Raw genomic sequence first — 5,094 nt, forward strand, 5'->3', positions numbered from 1 at the left:
GGCGTTGGCGCAGCGGCATAACATCCGCATCGCGATTCTCAAGGCCAATAGCCCGTCCTGCGGCAATCTGCTGACCTATGACGGCACCTTCAGCGGCGTGAAGGTCAGCGGCGAAGGCGTGACGGCGGCGCTGCTCAAGCGCCATGGCGTGCGGGTGTTCAGTGAGCTGGAGTTGCCTGAGGCGGCAATTGCCCTGGCACAACTTTGAGGTTCAAGCCAGCTCCCACACAAGCCAGCTCCCACATCGACTGTGTTTCACTCAGGTGCAAACCACTTCTGCGTCAGCGCCTTCAAGCGACCATCGGCCTTCACCCGCTGTAATGCATTGTCCAGGCTGCTTTTGAAGGCCGGGTTGCCCTTTTGGAATGGAATGGCCAGCTCAGGTGTTTGCTTATAGGCCTCACTGAAATCGAACCGATCCTGCAGCGCGGCAGTCATAGCGATATGGTTGATGGCCACGTCGAACTTGCCGCTTTCCACACCCGGCAACAGGTCGGCGTCATCGACAGTGATGAACGAGGGGCGAACCTCCATTTCCTTGGCTAATTGTTCACCCAGCTCCACTTCAAAACCGGTTAGCTTGTCACCGTCCTTGAAGTTGTACGGCGGGGTGTTGGCCTCCAGGGCGATGCGCAGTTCGCCGCGATCAAACACGTCATCGATCAGTTCGGCGTGAGCCAGTGGGCTCAACAGGGGCAGTAAAAGTACAAGGCCAGGCACAAAGCGCATGGTCGCTCCTAAAGAATTTGTGCGTGCGAGGCGCCATTGAGCATCGCTTGCTATGGTGTTGAGTGCCTTGGACAGCAATTTGTCGCGAAGTTGTCATAACCCTACAGATTTCACCGTAAAACTGGAGAAGCGAATGAAAGCCCTTTTGTCCCGTGCAACCCTGGCCAGCCTCTTGCTGGGTGCTTCGATGTTGGCCACAGCCGCTGACGGTATCCCGCGCAGCGCACCACCGGAAGGCGCCAAAGTCTTTATCGTGTCGCCAAAAGACGGCGCCACCGTCGATAAAACCTTCACTGTGAAGTTCGGTATGGAAGGCCTGAAACTGGCGCCAGCGACCAGCCAGGACCCAGGCACCGGCCACCACCACCTGCTGATCGACCAGAAAGAACTGCCGGACGCCAGTGTGCCGATCCCGGCCACCGACACCGTGATCCACTACGGCAAGGCCCAGACCGAGACCGAGTTGACCCTCACCCCAGGCAAGCACACCTTGCAACTGGTCGCTGGCGACAAACTGCACATGCAGTTCAACCCGACTGTAGCCTCGAAAGTCATCACGGTTAACGTCAAGTAAGATTTGTTCAGACAAAAAAGGGAGCCCCGAAGGCTCCCTTTTTTATGCAGCGTTCAAAGCGTTAGAACAACACGCGGCTACGAATGGTGCCGTTGATGTGCTGCAGCTTCTCTTGCGCCAGGTCCGAGTACTCGGCGTCGACGTCGATCACCACGTAACCAACCTTCTCGTTGGTCTGCAGGAACTGACCGGAGATGTTGATGCCGTTTTCTGCGAAGACCTTGTTGATCTCCATCATCACGCCAGGGATGTTCTGGTGGATGTGCAGCAGACGGTGCTTGCCAGGGTGAGCCGGCAGCGCCACTTCGGGGAAGTTGACCGAAGACACCGAGGTACCGTTGTCGCTGTACTTGACCAGCTTTTCCGACACTTCCAGGCCGATGTTGGCCTGAGCTTCAGCGGTGGAGCCGCCGATGTGCGGAGTCAGGATCACGTTGTCCAGGCCACGCAGCGGGCTTTCGAAGATGTCGTCGTTAGAGCGTGGCTCTACCGGGAACACGTCGATAGCGGCGCCGATCAGGTGCTTGTCCTTGATCGCGTCGGCCAGGGCGTCCAGCTTAACCACGGTGCCGCGTGCCGCGTTGATCAGGATGCCGCCCTTCTTGATGGCGCGGATTTCCTTCTCGCCGATCATCCACTGGGTTTCAGCGGTTTCCGGTACGTGCAGGGTGACGATGTCGGACATGCCCAGCAGCTCGGTCAGGCTCGCCACTTGGGTGGCGTTGCCCAATGGCAGCTTGGTCAGGGTGTCGTAGAAGAACACCTGCATCCCCAAGCCTTCAGCCAGCACCGACAACTGCGTGCCGATCGAGCCGTAACCGACGATACCCAGCTTTTTGCCACGGATTTCGAAGGAGTTGGCCGCGCTTTTGATCCAGCCGCCACGGTGGCAGGAAGCGTTTTTCTCAGGAATGCCGCGCAGCAGCAGGATCGCCTCGGCCAGCACCAGCTCAGCAACGGAACGGGTGTTGGAGTACGGTGCGTTAAACACCGCGATACCGCGCTCGCGCGCAGCGTTTAGGTCGACCTGGTTGGTGCCGATGCAGAAACAGCCGACAGCCACGAGTTTCTTGGCGTGGTCGAAGATCTCTTCGGTCAGCTGAGTGCGGGAGCGAATGCCGATAAAGTGCGCGTCGGCGATCTTTTCCTTTAACTGGGCTTCCGGCAGAGAACTGGTGATGTACTCAATGCTGGAGTACCCAGCGGCTTTCAGTACGTCGACAGCCGATGGGTGGACGCCTTCCAGAAGAAGGAACTTGATCTTGCTCTTATCGAGAGAAGTCTTGCTCATCTGCGTAAACCTGTATCCCGGAGAAAAATGGCAGGGAATCGAGCAGCAGGATGTGCCCTGATTCACCAATACTGTTCCTGTTTGACGGCGTCTGTTGCCGCCATGCTGCGTTGCCGCTCCTCCCCATAGCAAGCTATGACTCGTCGCGGCGCCTTGCCTGACAACAACAGCCGCTCGTCAAACAGAAACGTATTGGCAAATCAGGGCACAGAGCTGACCCGGACGGCAGGAAAGCCGTCACCGCAGAACGCCCTTGGGCTCTGTCCTGCGGGGGCGGTATGCTAGCATACGTGCCCCGCTAAACACCCATTCCTGCGACGTGAAGCGTTCTCAGGATGACCATGAATTGTTCGAGAGTTCCGTCGATGACCCATCCTGCCCTGATTGATGAGCTGAAGACCCTGGTTGAGCCTGGCAAAGTGCTGACCGATGCAGACTCCCTGGAGGCTTACGGCAAGGATTGGACCAAGCACTTCGCCCCCGCGCCTACCGCTATCGTCTTTCCCAAGACCATCGAGCAGGTCCAAGCCATCGTCCGTTGGGCCAATGAACACAAGGTGGCGCTGGTGCCATCGGGTGGTCGTACCGGTTTGTCGGCCGCTGCGGTGGCGGCCAATGGCGAAGTGGTCGTCTCGTTTGACTATATGAACCAGATTCTCGATGTGAACCTCACCGACCGCACCGCCGTGTGCCAGCCGGGCGTGGTCACCAAGCAATTGCAGAACGTCGCCGAAGAAAAAGGCCTGTACTACCCGGTGGACTTCGCTTCGTCGGGTTCGAGCCAGATCGGCGGCAACATCGGCACAAATGCCGGCGGGATCAAGGTGATTCGCTACGGCATGACCCGCAACTGGGTGGCCGGCATGAAAGTCGTCACCGGCAAGGGTGACGTGCTGGAACTGAACCGCGACCTGATCAAGAACGCCACCGGCTACGACATGCGCCAGCTGTTTATCGGTGCCGAAGGGACGTTGGGCTTTGTGGTCGAAGCCACCATGCGCCTGGACCGTGCGCCGAAAAATCTCACCGCGATGGTGCTCGGTACCACCGATTTCGATTCGATCATGCCGGTATTGCACGCGTTCCAGAGCAAGCTGGACCTGACCGCCTTCGAATTTTTCTCCGACAAAGCCCTGGCCAAGGTCATGGGCCGTGGCGACGTGCCGGCTCCCTTTGAAACCGAGTGCCCGTTCTACGCGCTGCTGGAATTCGAAGCCACCACCGAAGAAGTTGCCAACCACGCCCTTGAAACCTTCGAGCACTGCGTAGAGCAGGGCTGGGTGCTGGACGGCGTGATGAGCCAGAGCGAAACCCAACTGCACAACCTGTGGAAACTGCGCGAGTACATCTCCGAGACCATTTCCCACTGGACGCCGTACAAGAACGACATTTCGGTAACTGTCTCCAAAGTGCCAGCGTTCTTGAAGGAAATTGATGCGATCGTCGGCGAACACTACCCGGACTTCGAAATCGTCTGGTTCGGCCACATCGGCGACGGCAACCTGCACCTGAACATCCTCAAGCCAGAAAACCTGAGCAAGGATGAGTTCTTCGCCAAGTGCGCCACCGTGAACAAGTGGGTGTTCGAGACCGTCCAGAAGTACAACGGCTCAATCTCTGCCGAACACGGCGTGGGCATGACCAAGCGCGATTACCTGACCTACAGCCGTTCCCCGGTTGAAATCGAATACATGAAAGCAGTGAAAGCGGTGTTCGACCCGAACGGGATCATGAACCCTGGCAAGATCTTCGCTGTTTAACCGCCCTGAAGGAGTCGTTTCATGAGCTACCAGCACAAGTATGTCGACGGCACCAACATCCACTTTCCCTTGGGCAAAGTGGTGTGCATCGGGCGTAACTACGCCGAACACGCCAAGGAACTGGACAACCCGGTGCCGACCGAGCCGTTGCTGTTCATCAAGCCGGGCAGTTGCGTGGTCGCGCTGGAAGGCGGTTTCGCCATTCCGACCGAGCGCGGTTCGGTGCACTACGAAGCGGAAATCGCGGTGTTGATCGGCAAACCGTTGTCGACCAAGCCCAGCCGTGAAGAAGTGCTGGATGCCATCTCCGGCTTCGCTCCGGCCCTGGATTTGACCCTGCGCGATAAGCAAGCCGAGCTGAAAGCCAAGGGCTTGCCGTGGGAAATCGCCAAGTCTTTTGACGGCGCCGCCGTGATTGCCCCCTTTGTGGTCAGCAGCACCTTTGCCGACGTGACCGACATCGGCATTCGCCTGACCATCAACGGCGAAGTGCGCCAGGACGGCAATAGCTCGCAGATGCTCAACCCGATCGTCCCGATGATCCAGCACATGGCCGGCTGCTTCTCGCTGCAGGCGGGTGATGTGATCCTCACCGGCACTCCAGCCGGTGTAGGCCCGTTGAATGTGGGCGATGAGCTGGTGCTGGAATTGGGTGGCGGTAGCCGTTTCGAAAGCCTCGTTCGCTAAAGGCTGCATGCAATCAGCTGTGGGAGCTGGCTTGCCTGCGATGCAGACGACTC

At 58.4% G+C, this 5,094-nt stretch carries 6 protein-coding genes; 4 read left to right on the top strand and 2 right to left on the bottom strand.

Annotation, left to right across the window (positions count from 1 at the left end):
- The coding region (locus FEM54_RS23975; protein WP_138453384.1) for a 2-thiouracil desulfurase family protein at window positions 1-208 on the top strand (208 nt) is incomplete at its 5' end.
- 47 nt (window positions 209-255) lie between these two features.
- Here FEM54_RS23975 and FEM54_RS23980 read toward each other — a convergent pair.
- Window positions 256-729: a transporter substrate-binding domain-containing protein gene (locus FEM54_RS23980; RefSeq protein ID WP_017139513.1), complete on the bottom strand. Its 474-nt coding sequence runs from the start codon at window positions 727-729 to the stop codon at window positions 256-258.
- A 133-nt stretch (window positions 730-862) separates the two neighbouring features.
- On the opposite strand from FEM54_RS23980, the gene FEM54_RS23985 reads away from it, so the two are divergent.
- A complete protein-coding gene (locus tag FEM54_RS23985; RefSeq protein WP_017139512.1) occupies window positions 863-1,303 on the top strand; it encodes a DUF4399 domain-containing protein in 441 nt (146 codons plus the stop codon).
- 61 nt (window positions 1,304-1,364) lie between these two features.
- Here the strand turns inward: FEM54_RS23985 and serA are convergent, their stop codons facing one another.
- The gene (gene serA, locus FEM54_RS23990; protein ID WP_017139511.1) at window positions 1,365-2,594 is read right to left on the bottom strand and encodes a phosphoglycerate dehydrogenase; all 1,230 of its coding nucleotides are present in this window, start codon (window positions 2,592-2,594) and stop codon (window positions 1,365-1,367) included.
- Between the two features lie 365 nt (window positions 2,595-2,959).
- On the opposite strand from serA, the gene FEM54_RS24005 reads away from it, so the two are divergent.
- Together FEM54_RS24005 and FEM54_RS24010 are read left to right on the top strand one after the other, a co-directional pair.
- The gene (locus FEM54_RS24005) at window positions 2,960-4,354 is read left to right on the top strand and encodes an FAD-binding oxidoreductase (RefSeq protein WP_017139510.1); all 1,395 of its coding nucleotides are present in this window, start codon (window positions 2,960-2,962) and stop codon (window positions 4,352-4,354) included.
- A 21-nt stretch (window positions 4,355-4,375) separates the two neighbouring features.
- On the top strand, window positions 4,376-5,041 hold the full coding sequence (locus tag FEM54_RS24010; RefSeq protein WP_138453385.1) for a fumarylacetoacetate hydrolase family protein: 666 nt from the start codon (window positions 4,376-4,378) through the stop codon (window positions 5,039-5,041).
- Window positions 5,042-5,094: the final 53 nt, after the last annotated feature.

This window comes from Pseudomonas edaphica (assembly GCF_005863185.1).
Lineage (GTDB): Bacteria > Pseudomonadota > Gammaproteobacteria > Pseudomonadales > Pseudomonadaceae > Aquipseudomonas > Aquipseudomonas edaphica.